This is a genomic window from Streptomyces griseorubiginosus (assembly GCF_036345115.1).
Classification (GTDB): Bacteria; Actinomycetota; Actinomycetes; order Streptomycetales; family Streptomycetaceae; genus Streptomyces; species Streptomyces griseorubiginosus_C.
In genome coordinates this window covers 9,382,269-9,406,755 of the sequence record NZ_CP107766.1, presented here as the reverse complement: position 1 = coordinate 9,406,755, position 24,487 = coordinate 9,382,269, and the positions used below count along the sequence as shown (strand labels likewise).

Here is a 24,487-nt window from a genome sequence, read left to right as displayed (position 1 = left end):
CGTATTCGTCCGCCCCACAGCCTGGACAACGGGGTCACCCTCGTCAAGGATTATTCATAAATAATGAATTGAGCTACCGTGATGCCGCCGCTCCGACGGCGTCCCACCGCACACGAACGACGGGTGACCGCATGACCACCGCACCGCAGCAAGCCACCACGGGCCGACTCGCCATCACCCTGTGGGACTTCAGCTGGTACACGCAGGCAGGACCCGGCGAGCCGTTCGCCGACCTCGACCGGGCCTTCGCCGAGGCCGTGGACCGGGGCTTCAACACCGTCCGCGTCTGCGCCATGCCCTTCCTGCTGTTCTCCGGACGCGTCCCCGACCCGGACTCGGTCCGGGTCCGCGGCCTGGGCGAGGACTTCGGACAGCGCACCCGCTGGTACGACGTGCGCGGCGGTTATCCGCTGGACGGCCGCCGACGGCTCGTCGAGCTGTTCGAGGCCGCCGCACACCACGACTGCAAGGTGATCGTGTCCTCCTGGGAGTACCAGCAGTCCCCGAGCTTCGCCGACACCGACGCCTGGCACCGCGCCCTGGCCGCGGTCCCCGGCCCGGACCGGGCCGAGGCGGTGGCCGAGGCGCTCGCCGGACTCCTCGACTTCCTCACCGAGCGCGGACTGGCCGACCAGGTCGCCTACGTCGAGGTGCACAACGAGGTCGACAACTGCTCCCTGGTGCCGCGCGACGACGTCACCCACTACGCCTACCTGCGCGGCCCACTCGACCGTGCCGTCAAGCTGCTCCAGGCCCGGCACCCCGCCGTCCCCGTCACCTACTCCCTGGGCGAGCCCTGGCCGAGCGAGATCGACGACCTGCCGGAGGGGGCGCAGATCGCACACTTCCACTTCTACGTCTACGGCGTCCTCGGCGCCCTGTACGAGGCGGTCGGACTCGGGCACGGCACCGAGGCGGCGCCCGAGACCGCGAGCTGGCCCACTCCCGAACTGGCCGCCATGCTGCGCCCCGACGCGCCCGCCTTCGCCGACTACCAGCCGGACGAGCCGTGGCGACTGGCCGCCACCGGGATTCCGCGCGAGCTGTTCTACGCGCACGACTGGGTCGACCCCGACCGCTGGGACCTGTGGCTCTACGAGGGCTATCCGGCGCACCGGCAGGCCATGCGGGACACGCTGGCCTCGTGGGTCGACTCCGTCGCCGACTTCGCCGGCCGCCGCGGCATCCCGGCCGTCCTCGGTGAGGGTGTCGTCGGCTACACCCCGCTGCTGACACGCTTCGAGGAGGACGCCGTCGGCAAGGACATCGCGGAGTTCGTCGTCGACCGGTGCCTCGCCGCGGGTTTCCGAGGTGTCGTCCTGACCTCCAACGCGGCCCCGCACCACCCGATGTGGCACACCGACCGGGAGTGGATGCGGCGGGTCAACTCCCGTGTCACCACTGCCTGATCGGGTCCTCTGCCGTCTGTTAGGTTGCGCCGATGGAAGATCTTGGACACGTCACCTGGCCGCCCGAGCCGATCAGGACCGAGCGGCTCGTGCTGCGGGAGCCCGAGGCACGGGATCGCCCGGCGTTCGTCGAACTGCTCGCCTCCGCGGAGGTGCACACCTACCTGGGCGGCCCCCGGCCGCGTGCCGAACTCGAGCGCGAGATGCCTGCGGTGCCCGAGCGGTGGCCGGGCAGTTTCGTCGTCGAGCTGGACGGCTCGATGATCGGCCATGTCCTGCTCAGGAGAGCGACCGGGCACCGACGGCCGGCCGCCGCTGGGAAGGCCGACCTCGGCTACCTGTTCCTGCCGCGGGCGTGGGGATTCGGGTACGCGGCGGAGGCGTGCGCGGCGGCACTGGCCTGGTTCGACGCCGTCCTGCCCGGCGAGCCGGTCGTGCTCACCACCCAGTCCGCCAACGACCGCTCGATGCACCTCGCGGCGAAGCTGGGCTTCACCGAGGTGGAGCGGTTCGAGGCCTGGGGATCCGAGCAGTGGCTCGGCATGCGGACACCGGCCACGTCGTCCGCGTGAGCCCACTCCGGGGCGCGGGCCCCCTCCAGGGCGCGGGGGCCTGTCGCTGATCGGCCAAGTCGTGGCAAGTGGGCTGGTTCGTAAGGCAATTATCAAAGACCGTACAACTTCTCCCCAACAACAGGTGTCTGGTGTAGCGACCGCAGGTGTTTTTTGGGGGAAGACTTGATCAAGGTAAGCGTTGTCGTACCGATCTACAACGCCGGTCCCTACGTGGAGCGTTGCGCGCCGTCGCTCGTCAACCAGAGCCTCGGCGCGGACGCGTACGAGGTCGTGTACGTCGATGACGGGTCGACGGACGACTCGGCCGAACGCCTTCGACGGCTGGCCGAAGCACATCCGCACGTAAGGGTCTACGAGCAGGAGAACTCCGGCTGGCCGGGCAAGCCGCGGAACGTCGGGATCGACCGGGCCAGGGGGAAGTACGTCCAATTCGTCGACCAGGACGACGAGTTGTCCTACGAGGCACTGGAGCGGATGTACGCCCTGGCGGAGCGCAACGGTTCGGACATCGTGCTCGGGAAGGTCCACGGCACGATGCAGGGGCCCAGCAACGTGTTCAAGCGGACCGTCGAGAAGTGCACCGCCGCCGACGCGCCGCTCTTCGAGAGCCTGACGCCGCACAAGATGTTCCGCCGGGACTTCCTGCGCGAGCACGGGATCCGTTTCCCGGAGGGGCGGGTCAGGCTGGAGGACCAGTTGTTCATGGCGCGCACCTATGTGCGGGCGAAGACGGTGTCGATACTCGGCGACTACCCCTGCTACCGCTGGAACCGGCGTGAGGACGGCGGCAACAACAGCAGCCGTCGGGTCACCGCGGACGACTACTACGGCCACCTGGAAAAGGTCGTCGAGGCGATCAAGGAGGGGACGGAGCCGGGCGAGCTCCAGGACCGGCTGCTGCGCCGCTCGTACCGGGTGGAGCTGCTGCGGCCGGTGAGCGAGCCCCGGGTGCTCCGGCGCACCGGGAAGGACCTGGAGGAGTACTTCACCACCGTCCGCCGGATGGCGATGACCAGCTATCCGCCGGGGGTGCGCGAGGGCCTCCCGGCGATCAGCGGGTTACGTGCGGAGCTGCTCGTCCAGGACCGGCTGGACTCGCTGATCGAGCTGGCCCGCCGCACCGACCGGATCAAGGCGCAGGTCATGGTGGACGACATGCGCTGGCGCAACGACAAGCTGGTGATCCGGACCCGGATCGGCATGGTCAAGGCCGACGGCGAGCCGCTGACCGTCGTGGAGCGCGGCGGACGGACGCTGCTCGACCCCGAACTCCTCGACGGCATCCCGGGGGCGGAGGGCTGGGAGGTCCGCGATCCCTTCTCGCACGCGTACGGGGAACTCATCGTGCACGACACCGCCGACAACCACTGGTGGTACCCCGACGGGGAGTTGGCCCCCACCCTGGAACCGCTCGGCGGTGGCCGCCACCGGGTCGTGGTCGCCGGTGAGACGGTCATCGATCCGCTGACCCTCGCCGGCGGCAGCCCCCTGGACAGCGGCGCCCACCAGGTCTGGGCAGGCGGCCAACTGCTGGGCGTCGGTCGCCGTCCCCGACTGGCCGTGGCCCCGGGCCCCGCCCGCGTCTCGCTGGGCGCCATCGCCGTGGGCACCCCACCGCGCCTCGTCTCTCCCGGCTGGGGCGGCCCCGGCGGTCAGCTGCGGCTCACCGTCGGCGGCACCGGCCGGATCGGCACCACCCGCCGCGTCGTGCTGCGCACGGCCGCCGACCACCGGGTGCGCCACGGCGTCCGCGTGGTGCTGCGACGCCTTCCGAACGGCGTGCGCGACAACGTCCGCGCCGCGGCGCGCCGGGCGGAGCGCCGGATGCTGCGGTAGCCGTAGCGGGAGGGGGCCAGGAGCGTCTGGGCCCTGTTCCAGAAGGCCCCGTGGAAGAGGGAGCGGCGTCCGGTGCGTGTTCTCGACGTGCCGGGCGCCGCGACCGCCGGGGGTCAAATCGGTTGACGTTCAGGGGTGGAATGTCGGACGTTCGGCCGTGACCCACCGAGCCGGGACGGAGAGACGGCACACGGATGACTTTCCGAGGAGGGAACCCGAACCCAGGGCGTGGGAACAGTGTCCTGGCGCAGGTGCACACCGCGGGGCGGGTGAAGGACCTGGGAGAGGCGGTGCAGTTCAGCTGGCCCGGGGTGTACTTCGAGGGCCGTTTCCGCGGGACCGGGCTCGGGGTGGTGCTCGACTGCGCGGCCGCCGACTACGACGTCCAGGTCGACGGGGCCACCGTCGCCACCCTGGTCACACCCGGCGACACCACGCACTGGATCAACGGCCTGCGGGACGGAGAGCACACGGTCCGGGTCGTCAAACGCAACGACACCCCGGGGGACACCAGCACGTTCGGAGGCTTCGTCGCCGCACCCGGGGGCGCCGTACTGAGCAAGCCGGCACCACGGGACCGCCAGATCGAGTTCATCGGGGACTCCCTCACGGTGGGCTACGGCAATGTCTCGGGCGGCCGGGACTGCGATCCGGAGCAGCTGAAGCGGAACACCAACGCCGATGTGAGCCACGGCGCCCTCACCGCCCGGCAACTGGAAGCCGATTACCAGATCAACGGCCTGTCCGGCCTCGGCATGGTGCGCAACGTCGCCGGCATCTCCCCGGACGTCACGTACCGGACGTATGACGACCGCGCCCTGCTGAACGTGGACGGCGATGTCTGGCAGAACCCGGGGACGTGGCGCCCCCAGATCGTGGTGGTCAACCTCGGCTCCAACGACTTCTCCGACCTCACCCCCGGTGAACCGTGGACGCCTGACAGCCTCGCGGCCGCCTACCGCACCGCCTACGGCGAGTTCCTCCGGAAACTGCGGACGCGCTACGGCGTCGAAACCGCCCTCGTGGCCGTCGGCTTCGACAGAAACGCCGAGCATGTGCGGCAGGTCGTCGAGGCCCGCAATGATGCCGGCGACCGCGGGGTCCACTACTGGTTCCTCGATCAGGCGGGCCTGGACTTCCTCGGATGTGACGGGCACACCTCGGCTCACGACGACCAGGTGATCGCCGACCGCCTTGCCCCGTTCCTCAGGAGCCTGCGAACGGGATGGTGAGGAACGGGCCGCGGGGCCCCGACCGGGCGAACCGGTCGGGGCCCTGTGCGCTCATCTGGCGGACGTCATCCGGTACGACGGATGCGCGGTCGGGTCAGCGGCGCATGCCGGCGTGCTCGTGGCCTCCCTGCTGGTGACCGCCGCGGCCCTCGTGACCTCCGCGGCCGCCGTGACCGCCGTGGTGGCGGCCCCAGGACTCGTCGTCGACGAAGCGGTCGTGGTCGTTGCGGAGGGTGGCGGTGTCGCTGTGGTTGTCCCACACGTAGTCGCGACGGTCCATGTAGAGGTCGTTGTCGGTGTCGTGGCCCTTGCCGGTGTGGATACGGACCGTGGCCCGGCCCTCGAGACGGTAGTGGTCGAAGGTGTAGGTGACACCGTCCTCGTTCTGCAGGGTCCAGCCGTCCAGGTTGACGTCCCGGCGGGTGGTGTTGGTCAGCTCCACCCACTCCTTGTTCAGCGAGCGGCGCGAGCGGTCGTCATGTCCGGGAGAGTCGTACTGGACCGCGCTGATCTCCACCTTGGGGCGCTGCGGCCGGGCGTGGTCGGCCGCCGACGCCGGCAGCGCCACCGCCCCGACGATCGCGGTGGCCGCGAGAGCGGCGGCAAAGGTACGACGGGCGGTCACAGTGGAAGAAGACACAAAGCCCCCTGGGCTGTACGGGCACCTGCCGGCTCCGGGATCCCGGTGGTGAACCGGCGGAACGAGCGGGTGCGGTGTGCGGGTGGCGGCCGGTCGGCCGCACATCCACACCATGGCCCTGTTGTGCAGATCGTGAACGCGATACGCGCACTCCATTACCTTTCGCCCACATTGCCGTGACGCTTGGCTGCAACGTCCATATATGCGGCGAACGCAGTGTGTTGACGCCCTGTCGGATCACCGACCGGTGCGCGCCTTGGCCACCCCCTCCGACCGCCAGTCCGCGCCACCCCCACACGCACCGGGCCGTCACCCGAAAGTGAGTAACAGATCCTTTGCCACCGGGCCTGCGGAATTGCCGACGCGGTGCCGCGGATCGGCCGACGGACGGCGACTCCTCGTGGGAAGCGCTTCATCGAACCGGTTCGACTAAAACTGGCACTGTTGTAGATGTTGACAGCGGCACGGCTTGTTCCTACTTTCGCTTCACGCGAACCGGTTCGATGATTTCTGCAAGCCCCAAGGGTTCGCCCTGTACTTCGACGCACGCACCGGCGCGAGCCTGCCCGTGGGCGCCGGGACCGGCTACGCCGTCGCCCGGCCCACGAGCGAGTCGTACTCGCCCACACGTCCGGCACGGGGGCCGGCGCACCGACAACCAGCCCTATCCCTGAAGGGACGCGAGCCCATGCCGACAACCGGGCAAAGACGCTCGACCACGAGACGTCTGACCGCGAGACGTCTTCTCCACGGCATCACCAGGACATTGCTTCCGCTGACCGTCATGGCCGGCGTCACCACGCTGACCGCGACACCGGCCTCCGCCGCCACGCCCACTCTCACCGTCGACCTGGGCGCCACCACCGGAGCCTTCCGCGGCGGTGCCTCCGGCGCCCTGTACGGCCTGTACGGCCCGGACGTGCCGACCGACAACCTCATCGAGGGGATGGGGCTGAAGACCACCAACACCAAGTACCAGGACGGACAGCAGCACCCCGGGTCGGACGCCCTGGAGATCGCCGCGCCCTTCGTCGACAGCGGCGGCGGGGACGAGTTCATCTACATGACGGACGTGTACCGCGCCAACTACGAACGCACCAGCTACCCGGCCTACCAGGCCACCATGAAGACCCAGGTCCAGCAGGCGATGGCCGACCCCCACGCGAGCCATATCGTCTTCATCCCCTACAACGAGCCCGACCTGAACTGGTTCAGCGGCATGCGCACCAACACGACCGCGCAGGCCAACTTCAACGCCGAGTGGCTTCAGACCTACACCTTCATCAAGGGCATCTGGCCCACGGCCCGCCTGGCAGGGCCCAACCTCTCCAGCTACAGCGACTCCGCCCTCAGGAGCTTCCTCACCTACTGCAAGGCCAACAGCTGCCTGCCCGACGTGGTGACCTGGCACACCCTGGGCAGCCCGGCGGACGTGCGCAGCACGGTCGACGCCTACCGCGCGGCCGAGACCGCGACGGGGATCACCTCCCCGATCACCGTCAACCTCAACGAGTACGCCCACCGCTACCACCTCACCGACCCCGGCCAGATGGTCCAGTGGATGGCGGGCATCGAGGACGAGAAGATCGACGGCAACCTGCCGTACTGGAACATCAACGGCAACCTCGGTGACTCCGCCGCGGCCCAGAACACTCCCAACGCCCAGTGGTGGCTGTACAACTGGTACAGCTCCCTGCGCGGCGGCAACACCGTCAAGGTCACCAGCACCGGAGCCAACGCCGCGTACACCCTCCAGGGGCTGGCGAGTCTGGACACGGCCAAGAAGCAGGCGCGCGTCATCCTCGCCGGGGGCGGCACCAGCGGTGACTCCAACACGGTCATCAAGAACATCGACCCCGCGGTCTTCGGCAGCACCGTGCACGTCAGCGTGTTCCAGGACCGCTACAGCGGCTACATCGGCGCGGCGGCGACCCCGACCCGGCTCTCCGACGCCGACGTCGCCGTGGGCTCCGACGGTTCGGTCACGGTCCCCATCAGCCTCGACGCGATGTCCGCGTACCAGGTCATCGTCTCCCCCGGTGGCACCGGCAGCGCAACCGCCTCCGACAGCACCTGGCGGGCCACGTACGAGGCCGAGAACGCCACGCTCAGCGGCAGCGGGTACAACATCAACACCGAGGGCACGACCGGCAATGTGGGCAAGTTCGCCACCTCCGGCACGAAGGACGTCGGCGGCCTGCGCACCGGCTCCACCACGGTGATCTCCTTCCCGGTGTCCGTCCCCACCACCGGTGACTACACCCTCTCGGTGTTCGGCAACAGCTACGCCAAGGACGCCGACGTCAAGGGCCCGACGAACATCTACGCGCGGGTCGACGGCGGCGCCTCGACCAGGATCGACATCCCGGTCGGCTTCCAGTGGGTCGTGTGGGGGCACGCCGACGCCACCGTGCACCTCACCACGGGCAGCCACACCCTCACCCTGGCCACCACCGGTGACAACGGCGCGACCACGGTCGGCGACGCGATCATCGACAAGATCGACCTCCAGTACCAGGACGCCTCCGTCCAGGGCACCACGCTCTACGAGGCCGAGCAGGCCAACCTCTCCGACAGCGCCACCGCCACCTACACCTCGCAGGGTCAGTCGGGCGCCGGCGCGGTGAACCTCAGCGCCGGCAAGTCCGCCACGTTCTGGGTCTACTCGGCTCGCGACGGCTACGCCGACCTGACGGCCCGCTTCCGCAACACCGGGCAGGCCGACCTCACCGTCAACGGCAGGACCGTCAACGACCAGGCCCTCTCCGGCGCGACGACCGGCGCCTGGTCCACCTCCACCAACCGGGTCCACCTGAGCGGCGGCATCAACAAGGTCAAGGTGACCGGGAGCAGCGGCACCCTCGCCCTGGACGACCTGGCCGTGACCCCGTTCGGCGCCGGCTCCGCCGTCACGACCGGCAACGTCGTCACCTACCAGGCCGAGAACGGCACCCTCACCGGCACGGCGACGGTCGACACCACCTACAGCCAGGCCAACGGCGGCGTCGCCGCCGGTATCGGCAACGGAACCGCCAACTCCCTCACCCTCAACGTCAACGCGCCCACGGCCGGCACCTACGCCATGACCATGCACTACGCCAACGCCGAGGAACTGCCCTCCAACCACTACAACCCGGACCTGTACGCCGAGCACGCCGACGTCAGCGTCAACGGTGGCACCGCCACCCGCGTCAACTTCGCGAGCACCCTGCACTGGAACCAGTTCGAGGACTACACGGTCCCGGTGACCCTCGCCAAGGGCGCCAACAGCGTCAAGTTCACCGCCTCACAGCTCTACAACTGGGACGGCACCACGATCGGCGTGGTCTATTCCGGCGGAGGTAGCGACATCGGCCAGCCCATGCGCTCCAGCTCCGCGCCCCATCTCGACCAGGTCTCCTTCGCACCCGCGACCCTGCACATCGGCGCCGCGGCCGGCTTCTCCTCCACGGCCGTCGCCCAGCACAGCGGGCTCTGCCTCGAGGATCCCGGCCAGTCCACCGCCAACGGCACCCAGTACCAGCAGAACACCTGTGGAAGCGGCCAGGAGCAGGTCTTCGACTTCCACCCCGTCGCCGGTACGACCGACACCTACACCGTCGTCGACCACTCCAGCGGCAAGTGCCTGGACGTCAGCGGCTTCTCGACGGCCAACGGCGCCGCCGTACAACAGTGGACCTGCCTCAACGGCACCAACCAGCAATTCACGCTCAGGCCGGTGACCGCGCTCGGCAACAGCCACGACTACCAGCTCGTCGCCGTGCACAGCGGCAAGTGCGTCGACGTCAGCACCATTTCCACCGCGCCCGGCGCCCTCGTCCATCAGTGGACCTGCGACACCGGCACCACCCTGACCACCAAGAAGAACCAGATCTGGAGGCTCTCCGGCAAGGACTGACGGCTCCTGCGTCCGCCGGCGCCGACGAGCGGACAGCGTCGGCGCCGGCGGACGGGTCGTCAGGAGACGGGCTGGAACGTCCACAGCAGGTTGGTGCTGGTCACCCAGGTCCACTGCTTGGTCACGGACCCGGAGGGGACCTGTCCGCCGCCGTCGAGGACGAGCCCGGTGGCGCGGTTGGCTATCGAGTACTGGCCGTTGCCGCGGTCGGTGATCTGCCACTGCTGGTTGGGGCCGCCGTTCCAGGCCGCCTGCCGGGCGGGATCCCCGTTGCCGGTCGAGCCCCAGCCGTCGGCGACCATGCCGTTGGTGCGGTTGACCAGCCGGTAGTAGCCAGTGCCGAGGTCGACGGCCTGCCATTGGAGGTTGGTGCTGGCGACCGGAGTCCACTGCTTGAGGTTCGAGCCACTGGCGACGTTGCCGCCGCTGTCCAGGGCCAGCCCGTCCGTGACGTTGGTCAGCCGGAAGTACGTGGCCGGATTGAACGTGACCTTCAGCGAGACGATGGCGTCGTTGTTGCCGGTCACCCGCAGGTCGGGGTTGTCCGCGGTGAACGTCCAGGCCGTGCCGGTGAAGTTGTCACCGGACCAGCCCGTCAGCTGGTAGCCCTGGGGCACCCGCAATGAGGAGATGGCCGAGGGCCCCACTCCGGCGGTCGACAGCTGGGAGGAGGTGTAGGTGCCCAGCTTCAGGACGGTGCTCGCCGCGGCGTAGTTCACGTCCCGGAACACCGTCACCCCGGCTCCGCCGACGGCCGTGGGGACACCGCTGACCTCGACGCACACCACGGAGTCGTTGGCGTCCGGGGCGGTGGCCGGCACGGTGACGTTGATCTGGCCGCCGCTGACGGAGTAGGTCAGCGAGGCCGAGGGGTTGTTCATGAGGTAGACGCGGCTGACCGTGTTGGTGAGCGCCGGGATCTGAAGCACGCCGTTGGTGGGCCAGTTGAAGACGTGGGCGTACAGCTTGCCGTCCTTCTTGGTGGCCCTCCCCCAGGCGGGGTCGGTGGCGTAGGGGCTCGCCAGAGCGCCGTGCACGCTGTCGCCGTACGTCGCCATCCACGAGGCCAGGCCGCGCAGAACGGTCACGGATCCTGTGGTGACCGAGCCGTCGCCCTTGGGGCCGATGTTCAGCAGGAAGTTGCCGTCCCGCGAGACGCAGGTGACGAGCTCCTGCACGAAGTCCCTGACGGGCCGGTAGGAGTTCTCCTGGCTGGAGTTGTAGCCCCAGGCGCCGTTCATGGTGTCGCACCGCTCCCACTGGCGGTCCAGTGGCGCGCTCGGGACACCGAACTCCGCGACGGCGTAGTCGCCCAGACCGAGGTCCCGCTTGACCCGTTCGTTGACGACGAGTCCGGGCTTGCGGGCGATCAGCCAGTTGTAGAGGTCGACACCGTCCGACTTGAGCCACCAGTCCTGGAGGGTGGGGGCGGCGGGTTCGCCGAACCAGTCGCCGTCGAACCACAGGAGCGCCGGGTCGTAGCGGTCGAGCAGTTCCTGCAGCTGGGCTTTCATGTCCGCGATGTAACCCGTGCGGGCGGCCGTCGAGGCCATCGTGGTGAGACCGCCGCCGCGGAGGGTCTGGGAGGGGTGGTTCCAGTCCAGGATCGAGTAGTAGAGCCCGAACCTGACGCCTCGCGCCTCGCACTCCGTTTTGAGCGCCGCCAGCAGATCACCCTGGACACCGGCGTAGTCGTGCAGGTTGTACTGCTTGGTGCCGGTGGTGTCGGTGAAGCCGGGGACGGCCGAGTCCCACATGGCGAAGCCCTCGTGGTGCTTGGCGGTGATCACCAGGTACTTCATGCCGGCGTCCGCCGCGAGTTGGGCGATGGTGGCCGCGTTGAAGGCGGTGGGGTTGAAGTCGGCGGACACCTGGGTCTGGTAGTCGGCCTTGGACCAGCTCTCGTTGGAAAAGGCCCATTCACCGTGGCCGAGGGAGGAGTAGGACCCGAAATGGATGAACATCCCGAACCGGGCCTGGTACCACCAGTCCATCTTGGAGGGGACGGTGTAGGCCGCGGCGGTGGTGGGCCACAGGGCCTGCGGCAGCCCGAAGGCCACGACGCCTCCGGCGAGGGCGGCAGCCTTGATCAGAGAACGCCTGCTCAGGGGCGCAGAGGACATGGTGCGGCTCCTGGATCCTGGGGGTGCTGGATGAGGCGGGGCGCGACATCGGATGAATTTATAGACCCCGTCCACCGTGGCGTCCAGAGGGGGCGTGACAATTCGTCAATTCATCCTGTTCAGACCGCATATGTGATCTGGAGCAGTCCGACCGCCACACCGTGATCACGGCCCGCACCTTGGGATTGCTCGGATCAATCCGCCGACGCGTCCGCGGCTGCCCGTCCTCGGACCGCCTTGCGGAAGTCGATCGGGGAGCTGCCCGTCCGTTGCATGAAGTACTTGCTGAACTGCGAGGGCGTGACGAAGCCGAGGTGGTCCGAGATCTGGGCGGCGGTTTCGTCGCCGTGGGCCAGCCGCCGCTTCGCCTCCAGCACGACCCGGCGGTCGATGAACTCCTTCGCGCCGAGCCCGGCGCCGGCCAGGCTCGCCCGGGCCAGGGTGCGCCCCGAGTAGCCGAGCATGTCGGCGTAGTCCGCGACGCGCCGCGTGACGGTGAAGTGGCGTTCGACCGCGTCACGGAAGCGCAGGTAGGTCTCGTCCGGCTCCGGCGCGGGGCCGGCGAGCGGGGTGGTGAGATGCGACAGCCGCAGCAGCAGGACCGCCAGGAGGTGGCGCAGGGCCGCCACGTGCACGTCGAGCGGCAGCTGACCGAGCGCCCCGAACTCCCGGCTCAGGTGGTCCGCGGCCAGCGTCACCGCCTCGGCGTCGGCGGCGACCGGGACGGTGACGGCCGGTGCGTGCGGATCGTCGACCCGGGCGGCGGTGGCCGTGGCCGGGTCCAGTACGTCCTGCCGGAAGAGGATCAGGGTGCCCTCGGCCTCGGTGAGGTCGCCCCACAGGTGCACCTGCCCGGGGCGCACCCACAGCCAGCAGCCGGGCCGCAGGGTGCAGTCCTCGAAGTCGACGACGTGCCTGAGCCGGCCCGCGCCGAGTGTGAGCAGGTGATGGAAGTCGGGGCGCTGGGGCCGGGCCAGGGCCTGCTCGGGGACCCTGCGCCTGAGCTCCGCCAGCGACATGACCTCGACACCGGCCGGGGTGCCCGCGGGCGCCGCGAACGGGACCTCGGGAATCTCGGACGAGGAATCGTGTCGCTTTTTGACCATCATCAGTCGGAACTTTATCCGGCTTCCCGCCTGAGTCGTTCGTAAGTTGGTCGTGCCGACGCGGAAAAGGAACATCCTCCAGGCGAGATTCGGAAAGAAAGGGCACGTCATGTCCGAGCCCTCCACGCAAACCCTCCCCACGATCGCCGTCACCGGTGCCACCGGTCGGCTCGGCGGGCGTGTCGCCCGGCGACTGGCGGCACGGGGTGCCCCGCAGAAACTCCTGGTCCGCAGTCCGGAGCGCGCTCCACGGCTCCCCGGCGCGGTGGCGGTACGGGGTGAGTACGCCGACCGTGAGGCCGTACGCGAGGCCCTCACCGGCATCCACACCGTCTTCATGGTCTCCGCCTCCGAGAGCGGCGACCGGCTCGCCCGGCACCAGGCGTTCGTGGACGCCGCCGCGGAGGCGGGCGTGCGGCACCTGGTGTACGTCTCCTTCTACGGCGCGGCCCCCGACGCCACCTTCACCCTGGCCCGGGACCACTTCCACACCGAACAGCACATCCGCGCCGCCGGCCTGGCGTACACCTTCCTCAGGGACAACTTCTACGCCGAGTTCGTCCCCGACCTGGTCGGCGAGGACGGCGTCATCCGGGGCCCGGCCGGGCAGGGACGGGCGGCGTTCGTCGCCCACGACGACATCGCCGACGCGGCCGCCGCGGTGTTGTCCGGGCCGCAGGACCACGTCGGCGCGACCTACGACCTCACGGGCCCCGAGTCCCTCACGCTGGACGAGGCGGCCGCGATCCTGTCCGAGGAGCTCGGGCGTGCGGTCACGTACCGCCCGGAGACGGTCGAGGAGGCCTATGGCTCCCGTGCCACCTACGGCGCGCCGCCGTGGCAGGTGGACGCCTGGGTCTCCACCTACACCGCCATCGCGTCCGGCGAACTCGACGGGGTCGGTGACGCCGTCCCCCGCCTCACCGGCCACCCCGCCACACCCCTCGCCCGAGTCGTCCGCGACGCGGGTCGCTGAGCTCCCGTACCTCCATTCATCGAACCGGGAAGACCGTCATGAACCAGGTGAAGAACACCGTCCTCCAGGCCACCACCGAGCTGTTCGGCGACAAGGACCCCTCCGCCGTGGACCGCTGGGTGGCCGCTGACTACAGGCAGCACAGCGCCCTCGCCGGCGACGGACCCGACGCCCTGCGCGCGCTGGTCGCCGGTCTCGGTGCGGACTTCCGCTACGAAGGCGCCCGGGTCATCGCCGACGGCGACCTGGTCGCCCTGCACGGCACGTACCACGGCTTCGGCCCGGACCCGCTCGTCGGGTTCGACATCTTCCGGGTCGACGCCGCCGGCAAGCTGGCCGAGCACTGGGACGCCCTGACCCCACTCGTCGAGGACACCGTCTCCGGCCGGTCCCAGACCGACGGCCCCGGCGCGGTCACGGACGCCGTCAGGACCGATGCCAACCGGGCCCTGGTGACCGAGTTCGCCGAGAAGGTCCTCGTCGGCGCCGACTACTCGGTGCTCACCGACTACCTCTCGACCGAGACCTACCACCAGCACAACACCGAGGCGGCCGACGGCCTCGACGGATTCGGCGCGGCCGCGGCCAAGTGGGCCGAGCAGGGCAAGAACCTCGTCTACAAGAAGGTCCACCGGGTCATCGCCGAGGGCGAGTTCGTCCTGACGCAGTCCGAGGGCGAGTTCGGGGTGCCCGTCGCCTACTACGACCTCTTCCGCGTGGCCGACGGCAGGATCGTCGAGCACTGGGACGTCATCGCGCCCGTACCGGCCGAACTGCCGCACGGCAACGGCCTGTTCTGAGCGGCCTCCCTCCGGTCATGCCGACAGGGCGGCCGTGAGCACCCCGCGGTGCGCCACCAGCCACGCCTGGACGCTGTCCCAACGCCGCCAACCGCCGCGCTCGGACAGCGCCCGGGTGTAGACCGGGTCGCCGTCGGCCACCCGGCCGGCCACGAAGGCCCGGCAGGACGCGGTGGCCTGTTCGATGACACCGGGGAGTTCAGCCCGCTCCTGCGGGGACAGGCCGTAGCCGTCCGCGAGGATCCGCAGACGCGCGGGGATGTCCAGGTCGGCGGGGTGCAGCGCGGCCGCGGATACGGGATCCAGCATGGGGACCCAGTAGCGAGCGGTCATGGCGAGGTCCCACACCGCCCGGCCGGGAGCCGCCAGGTCGAAATCGATCAGGGCCACGGCGTGTCCGTCGCGGAAGACGACGTTCTCCGGGCACACGTCGTTGTGGCACAGCATCGTTCCGCCCTCGGGGTCGGCCATGGACCGGGGCCAGTCGACGTCCGGGTCGACCGCGACGGTCGCGCTGGTGTCGTGCAGGCGCCGCAGCAGGGCTCCGACGGATCGCAACGCGCTCCCGGTCATCGCCCAGCGGGGAAACGGCGGAAGCGCGACGTCGCCGTGGATGAACGTCAGCTGCTCGCGACCGTCCGCGGTGAGCCGGACCGGGCTGGGAGCACCGTCGAATCCGTGCTCCCTGAGTGCGCGCAAATAGCCATGGAGGGCGGGTGCGGTGGCCGGCGCCGGACGCTCCACCACGGCACCGCGCCGGACCACCGCGCCCGCGTTGGCCATGCCCCCGACCAGGGCCTCGCCCTCTCCCGTCCCGTCATCTCCCGTCCCGCCCTCTGCCGTCATGCGCTCACGCTACCGGCGGCGGCCGGCGGTACCTCACGACGGATGAGACCTGGTGCTCGTCCGGTCCAGGTGTGCCTCGATCAGGGCGTAGGTGGCGTCCGGTTGTTCTATGTGCGGGAGGTGGCCGGCCTCGGGGACGATCTCCAGTCGGCCGTCGCCGAAGGCCTCGGCGTAGGCCGCGCCGTAGGCGGGGGTGACGACGCGGTCGCTCTCGCCCCAGAGCAGGAGGGTGGGCACCTGGATCCGGCCGAGCCGGGGCAGCAGCTCCGGGTCGTGCATGTAGGGGTCGCCGGCCAGGACACGCATGGTGGCCATGTTGGCCTGTCTGCGGGCGAGTTCGTCGCCGGCGATGTCGGCCGGGTCGAGGTAGTAGCGGTCCGAGTCGTGCCAGGAGAGCTCCGCGACGCCGCGGGCGTCGAGGGCGAAGATGTCGGCGATCGGCTCCGCATCGACCTCGACGCCCACGGCGTCGATCAGGACGAGGCCGGAGATCGTTCCCGTGCTGTCGCGCGCGGCCATGTCGGCGGCGATCCAGCCGCCGAGGGAGGAGCCCACGACGAGAACGTCACGCAGCTCGCGCTCGCGCAGGGTGTGCAGATAGACGCGGGCGAGGTCCTCGACGCTGGTGAGCCATGCGGGGCGGGGGGTTCCGTCCCAGCCGGGGTGCACGGGCGTGATCGTGTGCGCGGTACGGGAGAGGTGCTGGGCGAGACCGGTGACGGTGGCGGGACCTCCGCCACCGTGCAGGACGAGGACGGGTCTGCCGGTCCCTGCCTCGGACACGGTGAGGGACAGATCGGCGTAGGTGAGGGATGCGTCGGTAGGCATGCCGACCACTCTAACTAAATATCTTTATATAAGCTAGCTTGGTCATGGCGTAGACTCAGCGCATGCACGGTGAGCTGCAAGAACTCGGCAGGGCGGTCAAACAGGCCCAGTACCGACAGCACCGGGCGCTGGACAGCGCCCTCTCGGCCGTCGGCACGACACTCGCCCAGTGGGATGCCCTGCGCGCGATCAGCCGCTCCCCCGGGGCGTCCGCCCGTGAACTGGCCGCGGCCACGTTCCAGACCGAGCAGGCCTTCGGGACACTCGCCGGCCGCCTCACGGCCCAGGGTCTCGTGGAGCGCCGGCCCGGACGCGGCCGACGCATCGAGCACCACTTGACGACGGCCGGCGATCACGTCCTGGCGGCCGGCCACAAGGTCGCCGACGAGGTCCTCGCCGACTGCTTCTCCCCCTTGCCTGCTGCCGAGCGCGCGACCCTGCTCGACCTCCTGCGGCGGCTCACTACGCCATCAGACCCTCGCTGACCGCCGGCTCCGGCTTCAGCAGGTCGCAGGCGTCGCACGTCATCCGGCACGACGGTCGGCAAGGTGGCGGCGGTGAGGGCCGCACAAAATGCGGGGGCCTCCATCGCAGATTCGCGGGTATTCGAACACCAAGAGCAGTACCCGCTACAGGAGGTCGTGATGATCGCCCTTGGTGTAATCCTTCTGATAGTCGGTTTCCTTACCGGCGTCTCGATCCTGTGGACCATCGGGATCATCCTTCTGGTGATCGGCGCCGCCCTGTGGATCATGGGGTCCGCAGGTCACGCCGTTGCCGGCCGACGACACTATTGGTGACGTCGCCGATTCGCAGGCCGCCGCGGCGGGCCGATCGCACGACGGCGGGCCGGGATGTCCCGGCCCGCCGTCGTCACGCGCTGTATCTCCCTTTCGGGTCGGCAATCGATCAGGGAAGCTTGATCAACGCGTAGTCGTCGCAGTAGCCCGCGGCCGCGCCCGCGTTCTTGTAGCAGTACACGCCGGCGGAGGTCGTGGTGGCACCGGTCGTGAAGAAGATCGGCTGCTGGGCGTAGGACGTCGTCGAGGTGCGCAGATACGTCTCCGTACCGCCGAAGCTCTTCACGCCGACCGCGACCTCCTCACCGGCGGTGGCCACCTTGGCCCACGCCGCGAGCAGATACGTGTTGCCGGCGGTCAGACCGCTCACCGTCTGGATGGCCCCGCTCGCACTGGCCGCCGTCTGGAGGGCGTACGTGCCGGTGCGGGCGTTGGACGCGGCCACACCCGACGCCGTACCGGTGCTCTGGGCCCAGGGGGTCAGCGCACCGGTCTCGAAGCCGGGGTTGGTGATCGCGTTGGTCGCCGAGGTGAGCGGCTCCACCGCGAGGTCGTCGCAGTAACCCGCCCCGCTGCCACCGGAGTTCTTCCAGCAGTAGACGGTCGCCGAGGTGCTCGACGAGCCGGTGGTGAAGAGGACCGCTGCCTGGGTGTACGACGTGGTGGCGATGTTGGTGTACGTCTCCGTGCCGCCGAAGTTCTTCACGCCGATCGCGAGGGTCTCCCCCGCGTTGGCCACCTTGGCCCAACCGGTGAGCAGATAGGTGGTGTTGGGGCTCAGGCCGGTCAGTGCCTGGTTGGCGCCGCTGCCGCTCGCCGCGGTGGTCAGTGCGTATGTGCCGGTGCGCGCACCTGAGGACGTGACCGAGGTGGCCGTACCGCTGGCCTGCGTCCAGGGGCTCAACGCGCCTGTCTCGAAGCCCGCGTTGGAGAGCAGGTTGCCGCCGGTGCCGTTGTAGGCACCGATGTTGGGAGCGGCCGTGGCCGAGACCGTGTTGCCGAAGGCGTCCTTGCCGCCGTTGGAGCTGATGACCGCGCCGGCCCGGATCACGGGAGAGGACGGGTGCACCTGGTAGGCGTTGGTGCCGGTGTACGACGAGGAGCCGTTGGTGTTGCCGGGGTTGCGGAACTGCGGGTCGGCGGTGACCTTCGCCGCGTCGGCGGGTTCGGAGGACGGGTGGTTGCCGTAGAAGAGGTTGTTGGAGTAGACGGACGATCCGGTGGTGGAGAAGTAGCCGCCGGTGCCGTAGTTGAAGACCGCGTTGTTCTTGAAGGACAGTGCGCCGGAGATGCTGGAGCCCGACCGTGAGTACAGGATCGGGGTGTTCAGGCCGCTCTTGTTGACGTAGATGCTGTTGTTGTAGATCAGCGGGACCGCGGACGAGCTGCCGCTCTGGTTGGGGACGCCGCCGACGAAGTGGAAGACGCCGGTGCCGTGGGTGGGGGTGCCCGAGGTGGGGCAGCCCGCGTTGGAGCCGTCGTTCTCGCTGATGTTGTAGCGGATCACGGTGCCGTCGCTGGGGACGGTCGAGGTGGGCTCGTTGGCGATGCTGAAGGGCGGCATGACCAGCATGAAGCCGCCGAGGTTCTGGTGGCTGTAGTTGTACTGGAACGTGGTGTTGTGGTTGCCCCAGTCCACGTCGTAGCCGGTGCCGTCGGCGCCGTTGACGTGGCAGTACACCTCGTTGTTCTGGACCATGGTGTTGGAGCTGCCGGACATCCAGATGCCGGCCGAGGCGCCGTTGCAGTACTGGCCCGAGGGCGGGCAGGTGTTCTTCGCGCCGCCGTAGCCCGCCTTGTTGCCGTCGATGAGGGCGCCGTCGTTCTTGACGACGAGGATGTCGTCCGCGCCGTCGTAGGTCATCGTGTTGCCGCGGATGACCGTGCCGGTGGTCAGGCCGGTGCCCTGGCCGTCCCCGTCCGGGGTGACGGCGACGGCGATGCGGTCGACGTGGTCGAAGGTGTTGTTCTCGACCACCACGTCGTCCCAGGTGGAGACGGGAGTGGTGTGGTCGGTCTGGACTCCGACACCCGCGTTGGTGGCGTACCAGCCGCCCGGCCAGCCGCTGATGTTGTGGATGTACATGTCGTGCACCCGGATGTGGTGCAGGATCCCGCCCGAGCTGTTCTCGGCGAGCACGCCGGAGCGGTAGGCGGGCGAGGACGCCGAGTTGACCAGCTCCAGGCCGCCTATCTCCCAGTACTGCTGGTTGAGCAGGTGGATGACGGGGCCGGTGGCGCCGTTCGCGTTGATGACGGGCTTGGCGCCGCTGCCGTAGGAGCCCAGGGTGATCGGGCTGCCCGAGGTGCCGGAGCCGCCCGGGGTGAGCTGGCCCGTGCAGGTGGTGCCGGCGGCGAACAGGATGCTGTCGCCGGCGCCGAAGGTGGTGCTGTTGACGCTGCCGACGGTGTTCCAGGGGCTGGCCTGGGTGCCGCTGCCGTTGGTGGCGGCCGAGCAGTTCACGTAGTAGGTGGTGCCGGCCGCCAGTGCGGCGTGGGCCGGGACCAGGAGTGCTCCCGCCAGCACGGCGAGGAGGGTCAGAAGGCGGGATGCCCGGCGGGCCGGACGCGCCGTTCTGCGACGCTTCATTGCGACGCTCCTAACTGGGTGATCGAGTCCTCCGTGCCACGGATCGGGACACGGGGCTTCCTGCGCCGGGCGCCCGCACCGCGAGGCGCGGAGCACCCGGGATTCTTGGCCGCCGCGCGGCGGCAGCGGGCTGACGCGCGGGGAACGCGTCAGCGGGCCAGGGACAGGGCCACGGGCTAGCGCGCGGCGAGTGCGTCCGGAGCGGACGTCTGGAGGACGGAGGCCGACGTCTCCAGGACCGAGGCGTGCCGCATGCCCTGCGGCAGGTTCAGGGAGACCGGCTCCCAGGTGACGCCGTCCGGGCTGCGGGTCGCGCCGTATCGTCCTTCGAGGAAGTGGTCGAAGATCATGATCCAGTCGCCGTCCCGGCGGAACAGGGACGGTCCCTCCGCCAGGGAGGGGGTCACCGGGCCGGTCGGTGTCGTGTACGGGCCGCCGGGAGTGTCGAAGGTCGTGAGGTGGATGTCCTTGTGCGCGGTGGCGATGTCGTTGACCCCGCGTTCGTCCTTGAAGGCCATGAGGTAGCCACCGCCGTCCAGTTCGCGGACCGTGGCGTCGATGACCGAGTGGCCGGGGTCGAAGAAGACTCCGGGCCGCGAGAAGGTGCGGAAGTCCTCGGTGGTGCAGTGCCAGATGCGGTGGTCCTGGGTGAGGTGTTCGAAGTCCCGGCCCTCGGCGGTGCCGCCCGGCTCGACCACGGACGACCAGATGAGGTGGTAGAGCCCGGTCGCGCGGTGCAGGAAGAACTCCGGGGCCCAGGCGTTGAGGGCTCCCTGCACCCGGGCCATCGCGGGCACGAGTCGCTGTTCGGACCAGGTGAGCAGGTCGGCCGAGGTGGCGTGGACGATGTAGGGGCTGGTCCAGCCGTCGGTGGCGAGCAGGTGGAACAGACCGTCGGGGCCGACGCCGATGAAGGGGTCCCGCAGCCGGCCGGTACCGACCGTGCCGCGCAGGACCGGCCGACCGCCGTTCACCGTGGCGAACTCCTCGCCGTCGTGACTGTAGGCCAGATGGAGCGCCTCGTCGGCGTCGGTGAAGTAGGAGACCACGTACATCGGTGGGGGGTCCTTCCGGGAGGGCGGGACGGGAGGGCCGGCGGCGGCAGGCAGGGCCGGCGGGGCAGGGCGGTGGCAGCGGGCGGCGCGGCGGAGCGGGGGCCGTGGCACCGGGCAGGTGCCGACGGGCAGGGCGGTGGCAGCGGGCGGAGCGGGGGCGGTGGCACCGGGCAGGTGCCGGCGGGGCAGGGCCTGATGGCCGTACGGCTGGATGAAGGGCGAGGAGGCGGGGACCGGCTGTGCTCGGCATGACGGCACCGAGGCCCGTGGTGCTGTGGCCGGGCGCTCGCGCCGCCGAGGTCCGCAGCGCACGGTCCGGCCCTTGGGGGCAGGCCCGCGGCGATGCGGTCGGCCCCTCGCGTCCTGGACCTGTGAGTGGGTTACGGCCCCGGCCGTGAACCGGTGTGCCGGTGTCAGGACTTGACGGCCCCGGCGGACATCCCGGCGACCACATGACGTTGCAGGAAGACGAAGATCAGGAAGAGCGGCAGTACGCCGAGCAGCGCGGCCGGGAAGAGGGTCGTCGGCTGCACGGTGTGGGGGTCGATGAACGAGTACGCGTTGACCATGACCGTGCGCTTGTCGGGGTCCTGGAGGAACACCAGCGGGACGATCAGGTCGTTCCACACCTGGAGCGAGACGAAGGTGAGCAGGGTGCTGGTGATGGGACGCAGCAGCGGCAGGATGATGGTGAAGAAGGTCCGCAGCGCCCCGCAGCCGTCCAGGGCGGCGGCCTCCTCCAGGTCGGTGGGGATGGAGCGGATGAAGCTGGTGTAGAAGAAGACCGCGACCGGCAGGAACATCGCCGTGTAGACGAAGACCACGCCGGCGTAGTTGTCCAGCAGGTTCAGGTCCCGCATCAGCAGGTACAGCGGGGCCACGACGACGAAGACCGGTACCGAGGTGCCCACGATGAACAGCCGGTAGACCCAGGTGGACCAGCCCTGGGTGATGCGGGCCAGCGGGTAGCTCGCGAGGGAGCCGAGCACGGTGATGCTCAGGCAGGACAGGCCGGTGATGAGCAGGGTGTTCAGGGCGCTGCGGCCGTAGTGGATCTGGGAGAAGGCGTCCGAGAAGTTCTTCAGGGTGAAGGTGTGCGGGATGCCGAGCGGGGACCGGGCGACGTCGGCCGCGGTGCGCAGCGAGGTGAGCACGGTGAACACGAAGGGCAGCACGAACACCAGCACGCCGAGGCAGAGGAGCACGGTGCCGAGGCTCTTCAGGGCACGGCGCGGGGTGTTTTTGGAGGGGCCCGTGGCGGGGTCGGACGACGGCCGGGGAGCGGCGCCCCCGGTGCCGGTCTCGGGGGAAAGGGTCTGCGAGGTCATGGTCGTGTCCGCCCGTCAGATTCGGCGCTCGCGCAGGCGCAGCAGAGAGGAGGTGGCGCTGGACAGGACGACCACGGTCACCAGGAGGAGTACGGAGATGGCGATGCCGAGAGCGAACTTCCCGCCGCCGAAGACGTTCCGGTAGACGAGGGTGGTCAGGGTCTCGGTGGAGCCGGCCGGGCCGCCGTTGGTGAGGACCAGCGGGAACTCGAAGACCTTCAGGGAGCCGATGAGGCTGAGGGTCACGTTGACGGTGAGCGCGGGCGCCAGCATGGGCCACTCGATGGAGCGGAAGCGGCGCCAGCCGTTCGCGCCGTCGACGGCGGCGGCGTCGAGGAGTTCGGTGGGCAGGTTCATGTAGCCGGCCAGGAAGATGGCGCAGGAGTAGCCCGCGAACATCCAGATGTTGACGGCGGCCACGGCGTAGAGGGCGGTGGAGGTGTCGCCGAGCCAGACGTGCTCCAGCGAGTCGAGGCCGAGCAGGCCGAGGAGGGCGTTGATGCCGCCGTCGGGGGCGAACAGGTACGACCAGATGAAGGCGGCCATCACCGGGGAGACGAGGGTCGGGGTCAGCAGGGTGACGCTGAGCGTCTTGCGGACCTGCGGCCGGCGGAAGAGCATGCTCGCGAAGAGCAGGCCGAGACCGTTCTGGACGATCACGACGACGGCCGCGTACACGATGGTGTGCCACAGGGCGGCGGTGACGTCGGGGTCGTCGGCCATCGCCCGGTACTGCTCGGTGCCGACGAAGTGGGCGATCGGTCCGCCGAGGCTGTCGGTCATGCTCAGGTAGATCCCGCGGCCGAGCGGATAGAGCATGAAGACGGCGTACACGGCGATCGCCGGAAGCAGGAAGGCGGCCATGGTGGCACGCCGGCGGTGGATCACGGGAGTCCTCCTCTTGAGCGCGGCCCCTGGTCCGTGGGGCTCGGTGGCCGTGGTGGGAGCGGTCGGGAGCCGTTCCTCGCGCTCCCACCACGGCTGACCAGGGGACGGCCGAACACAGCGGTGTCCGGCGCTACTTGGCCTTCGCCGCGGTCTGGATGTCCTTGAGGGTCTGCGCCGTGGACGCCTTGCCCAGCAGATAGGCCTGGATCTTCGAGCCGATCTCGGTCTCGGCGGTGGCGCCGTACCAGGAGTCGGACGGCAGGATCCGGTAACGGCCGTCCTTGAAGGCGGTGGTGAACGCCGTGGTCTCGGTGCTCTCGGGCGTGGTGCCGCCGGTGAACGGCGATTCGGCGTGCTCGGCGTCGAGGTACTTGGCGAGGTTCTCGCTCTGCGACCAGAACTTCACGTACTCACGGGCCGCGTCACCCTGCTGCGACTGGGAGTTGACGGCCCACATGGTGCCGGAGAAGAGCATGCCGTTCGGCTTGGTGCCCGCGCCGCCACCGGGCCAGGGTGCGAACTGGACCGGGAATCCTGCCTTCTTGACGTTGGAGACCTGCCAGGCGCCCTGGTACCAGAAGGCGCTCTTGCCGGCGCTGAAGTTCTGCGGGCCCTGCGACCACTCGTCGACGCCGAGTTCGTTCTTCCAGTTGACGTACCCCTTGTCCTCCAGGGTCTTCAGCTGGTCGAGCGGTCCCTGCCAGTCCGGGTCGAAGGAGGCCTTGCCGCCCGCGAAGTCGGCGTCCCACTGCTTGTTCTTCTGGTAGACGAGGGTCGAGCCGCTCGCCTGGAAGACCGAGCTGCCGGTCCAACCCGACTTGTCGGGCAGGGAGATGGGGTTGATGCCGGCCTTCTTGAGCTTGGCGAGGTCGGCGAGGAAGGTCGGCCAGTCGGCCGGGACCTCGGCGATGTCCGCCTTCTTGAGCAGGTCCATGTTTGCGTACATGCCGATGCCGATCAGCTCCATCGGCATGGCGAGGGTCTTGCCGTCGGACTGCGCGAAGGGCTTGGCGTCGGGGGCTATGGTGCCTGCCCACGACTCCTCGGAGAGGTCGGCGAGGTAGCCGGAGGCACCCCACTTCTTCATCTTGTCCGTGTCGACCATGATGACGTCGCCGGCCTTGCCGCCGAGCAGTTCGGGCTGGAGCTTCTGGACGTACGTGTCGTTCGCGGTGATGTACTCGAAGTCGATCTTGATCTTCGGGTGGGCCTTCTCGAAGGCCTTGTTGATCTCCGCGACGTTCGCCGGTTCGGCGCCGCCGCCCTTCCACGCCTGGACGTGCAGGGTCACCGTGCCGTCGCTGGAGGCACCGCTCGAGCCGCCACCGCACGCGGCCAGCGACATCGCCATCGCGGTGACCGTGGTGGCGATCGCGACACGTCTCCCGGAGTGCTTCATTGCACACCTCTCTCATCGTCGGTACGGACCGACTCGTCAGGTCTTGAGGGGGTTGATTCGGTCGGGCTGGATCCGGGTGGGTGCAGCGCCGATACGACGAAGAAGGGGTCGGTGGACCCGAGTTGCGGCCATGTTGAGCGCCGATGGCCGGGAACTGT

Annotated in this window: 19 protein-coding genes; 9 read left to right on the top strand and 10 right to left on the bottom strand. The window is 69.6% G+C overall.

Translation table 11 applies throughout. The features are described 5' to 3' along the window. Positions 1-131 precede the first annotated feature (131 nt). The 4 genes from OHN19_RS42335 (at position 132) to OHN19_RS42320 (ending at position 5,052) form a co-directional block, all read left to right on the top strand. Complete coding sequence (locus tag OHN19_RS42335) at positions 132-1,409, top strand: cellulase-like family protein (protein WP_330269322.1); 1,278 nt, start codon at positions 132-134, stop codon at positions 1,407-1,409. A 32-nt stretch (positions 1,410-1,441) separates the two neighbouring features. After that, the gene (locus OHN19_RS42330) at positions 1,442-1,981 is read left to right on the top strand and encodes a GNAT family N-acetyltransferase (protein WP_330269321.1); all 540 of its coding nucleotides are present in this window, start codon (positions 1,442-1,444) and stop codon (positions 1,979-1,981) included. Between the two features lie 165 nt (positions 1,982-2,146). Continuing rightward, the gene (locus tag OHN19_RS42325; protein WP_330269320.1) at positions 2,147-3,820 is read left to right on the top strand and encodes a glycosyltransferase; all 1,674 of its coding nucleotides are present in this window, start codon (positions 2,147-2,149) and stop codon (positions 3,818-3,820) included. 194 nt (positions 3,821-4,014) lie between these two features. After that, positions 4,015-5,052: an SGNH/GDSL hydrolase family protein gene (locus OHN19_RS42320; protein ID WP_419249568.1), complete on the top strand. Its 1,038-nt coding sequence runs from the start codon at positions 4,015-4,017 to the stop codon at positions 5,050-5,052. Positions 5,053-5,146: 94 nt separating this feature from the next. On the opposite strand, the gene OHN19_RS42315 is transcribed toward OHN19_RS42320, so the two are convergent. Further along, entirely contained in the window at positions 5,147-5,692 is a 546-nt protein-coding gene (locus OHN19_RS42315; RefSeq protein ID WP_330269318.1) for a lamin tail domain-containing protein, read from the bottom strand. 784 nt (positions 5,693-6,476) lie between these two features. Here OHN19_RS42315 and OHN19_RS42310 point away from each other — a divergent pair. Beyond that, a complete protein-coding gene (locus OHN19_RS42310; protein WP_330269317.1) occupies positions 6,477-9,590 on the top strand; it encodes an RICIN domain-containing protein in 3,114 nt (1,037 codons plus the stop codon). A gap of 59 nt (positions 9,591-9,649) precedes the next feature. Here the strand turns inward: OHN19_RS42310 and OHN19_RS42305 are convergent, their stop codons facing one another. Together OHN19_RS42305 and OHN19_RS42300 are read right to left on the bottom strand one after the other, a co-directional pair. Further along, a complete protein-coding gene (locus OHN19_RS42305) occupies positions 9,650-11,713 on the bottom strand; it encodes an alpha-L-fucosidase (protein ID WP_330269316.1) in 2,064 nt (687 codons plus the stop codon). Positions 11,714-11,907: 194 nt separating this feature from the next. After that, positions 11,908-12,822, bottom strand: a complete 915-nt coding sequence (locus OHN19_RS42300; protein WP_330269315.1) for an AraC family transcriptional regulator — start codon at positions 12,820-12,822, stop codon at positions 11,908-11,910. A gap of 106 nt (positions 12,823-12,928) precedes the next feature. Between OHN19_RS42300 and OHN19_RS42295 the strand changes: the two genes are divergently transcribed. Continuing rightward, a complete protein-coding gene (locus tag OHN19_RS42295; RefSeq protein ID WP_330269314.1) occupies positions 12,929-13,795 on the top strand; it encodes an SDR family oxidoreductase in 867 nt (288 codons plus the stop codon). 38 nt (positions 13,796-13,833) lie between these two features. Next, entirely contained in the window at positions 13,834-14,595 is a 762-nt protein-coding gene (locus OHN19_RS42290) for a nuclear transport factor 2 family protein (protein ID WP_330269313.1), read from the top strand. A gap of 15 nt (positions 14,596-14,610) precedes the next feature. On the opposite strand, the gene OHN19_RS42285 is transcribed toward OHN19_RS42290, so the two are convergent. Continuing rightward, positions 14,611-15,441 (bottom strand): phosphotransferase, encoded by an 831-nt coding sequence (locus tag OHN19_RS42285; RefSeq protein ID WP_330269312.1) that lies wholly within the window; start codon positions 15,439-15,441, stop codon positions 14,611-14,613. 33 nt (positions 15,442-15,474) lie between these two features. Next, a complete protein-coding gene (locus tag OHN19_RS42280) occupies positions 15,475-16,269 on the bottom strand; it encodes an alpha/beta hydrolase (protein ID WP_330269311.1) in 795 nt (264 codons plus the stop codon). Positions 16,270-16,331: 62 nt separating this feature from the next. Here OHN19_RS42280 and OHN19_RS42275 point away from each other — a divergent pair, with 62 nt between their 5' ends. Further along, the gene (locus OHN19_RS42275) at positions 16,332-16,754 is read left to right on the top strand and encodes a MarR family winged helix-turn-helix transcriptional regulator (protein ID WP_330269310.1); all 423 of its coding nucleotides are present in this window, start codon (positions 16,332-16,334) and stop codon (positions 16,752-16,754) included. Positions 16,755-16,913: 159 nt separating this feature from the next. Beyond that, positions 16,914-17,069, top strand: coding sequence for a DUF6131 family protein (locus OHN19_RS42270; protein WP_234021688.1), 156 nt, complete (start codon positions 16,914-16,916; stop codon positions 17,067-17,069). 109 nt (positions 17,070-17,178) lie between these two features. Here the strand turns inward: OHN19_RS42270 and OHN19_RS42265 are convergent, their stop codons facing one another. The 5 genes from OHN19_RS42265 to OHN19_RS42245 form a co-directional block, all read right to left on the bottom strand. Beyond that, on the bottom strand, positions 17,179-19,659 hold the full coding sequence (locus tag OHN19_RS42265) for a carbohydrate binding domain-containing protein (RefSeq protein WP_330269309.1): 2,481 nt from the start codon (positions 19,657-19,659) through the stop codon (positions 17,179-17,181). Positions 19,660-19,835: 176 nt separating this feature from the next. Next, on the bottom strand, positions 19,836-20,714 hold the full coding sequence (locus tag OHN19_RS42260; protein WP_330269308.1) for a glycoside hydrolase family 43 protein: 879 nt from the start codon (positions 20,712-20,714) through the stop codon (positions 19,836-19,838). 413 nt (positions 20,715-21,127) lie between these two features. After that, positions 21,128-22,042, bottom strand: coding sequence for a carbohydrate ABC transporter permease (locus tag OHN19_RS42255; RefSeq protein ID WP_330269307.1), 915 nt, complete (start codon positions 22,040-22,042; stop codon positions 21,128-21,130). Positions 22,043-22,057: 15 nt separating this feature from the next. Then, entirely contained in the window at positions 22,058-22,930 is an 873-nt protein-coding gene (locus OHN19_RS42250; RefSeq protein ID WP_330269306.1) for a sugar ABC transporter permease, read from the bottom strand. A 130-nt stretch (positions 22,931-23,060) separates the two neighbouring features. Continuing rightward, positions 23,061-24,329 (bottom strand): ABC transporter substrate-binding protein, encoded by a 1,269-nt coding sequence (locus OHN19_RS42245; protein WP_330269305.1) that lies wholly within the window; start codon positions 24,327-24,329, stop codon positions 23,061-23,063. Between the last annotated feature and the right edge of the window lie 158 nt (positions 24,330-24,487).

Excerpts from the sequence above, each read along its gene's own strand:
- OHN19_RS42335 (WP_330269322.1), top strand. The coding sequence starts at position 132 with ATGACCACCGCACCGCAGCAAGCCACCACGGGCCGACTCGCCATCACC.
- OHN19_RS42330 (WP_330269321.1), top strand. The coding sequence starts at position 1,442 with ATGGAAGATCTTGGACACGTCACCTGGCCGCCCGAGCCGATCAGGACC.
- OHN19_RS42320 (WP_419249568.1), top strand. The coding sequence starts at position 4,015 with ATGACTTTCCGAGGAGGGAACCCGAACCCAGGGCGTGGGAACAGTGTC.
- OHN19_RS42310 (WP_330269317.1), top strand. The coding sequence starts at position 6,477 with ATGGCCGGCGTCACCACGCTGACCGCGACACCGGCCTCCGCCGCCACG.
- OHN19_RS42305 (WP_330269316.1), bottom strand. The coding sequence starts at position 11,713 with ATGTCCTCTGCGCCCCTGAGCAGGCGTTCTCTGATCAAGGCTGCCGCC.
- OHN19_RS42300 (WP_330269315.1), bottom strand. The coding sequence starts at position 12,822 with ATGATGGTCAAAAAGCGACACGATTCCTCGTCCGAGATTCCCGAGGTC.
- OHN19_RS42295 (WP_330269314.1), top strand. The coding sequence starts at position 12,929 with ATGTCCGAGCCCTCCACGCAAACCCTCCCCACGATCGCCGTCACCGGT.
- OHN19_RS42290 (WP_330269313.1), top strand. The coding sequence starts at position 13,834 with ATGAACCAGGTGAAGAACACCGTCCTCCAGGCCACCACCGAGCTGTTC.
- OHN19_RS42285 (WP_330269312.1), bottom strand. The coding sequence starts at position 15,441 with ATGACGGCAGAGGGCGGGACGGGAGATGACGGGACGGGAGAGGGCGAG.
- OHN19_RS42280 (WP_330269311.1), bottom strand. The coding sequence starts at position 16,269 with ATGCCTACCGACGCATCCCTCACCTACGCCGATCTGTCCCTCACCGTG.
- OHN19_RS42275 (WP_330269310.1), top strand. The coding sequence starts at position 16,332 with ATGCACGGTGAGCTGCAAGAACTCGGCAGGGCGGTCAAACAGGCCCAG.
- OHN19_RS42270 (WP_234021688.1), top strand. The coding sequence starts at position 16,914 with ATGATCGCCCTTGGTGTAATCCTTCTGATAGTCGGTTTCCTTACCGGC.
- OHN19_RS42265 (WP_330269309.1), bottom strand. The coding sequence starts at position 19,659 with ATGAAGCGTCGCAGAACGGCGCGTCCGGCCCGCCGGGCATCCCGCCTT.
- OHN19_RS42260 (WP_330269308.1), bottom strand. The coding sequence starts at position 20,714 with ATGTACGTGGTCTCCTACTTCACCGACGCCGACGAGGCGCTCCATCTG.
- OHN19_RS42255 (WP_330269307.1), bottom strand. The coding sequence starts at position 22,042 with ATGACCTCGCAGACCCTTTCCCCCGAGACCGGCACCGGGGGCGCCGCT.
- OHN19_RS42245 (WP_330269305.1), bottom strand. The coding sequence starts at position 24,329 with ATGAAGCACTCCGGGAGACGTGTCGCGATCGCCACCACGGTCACCGCG.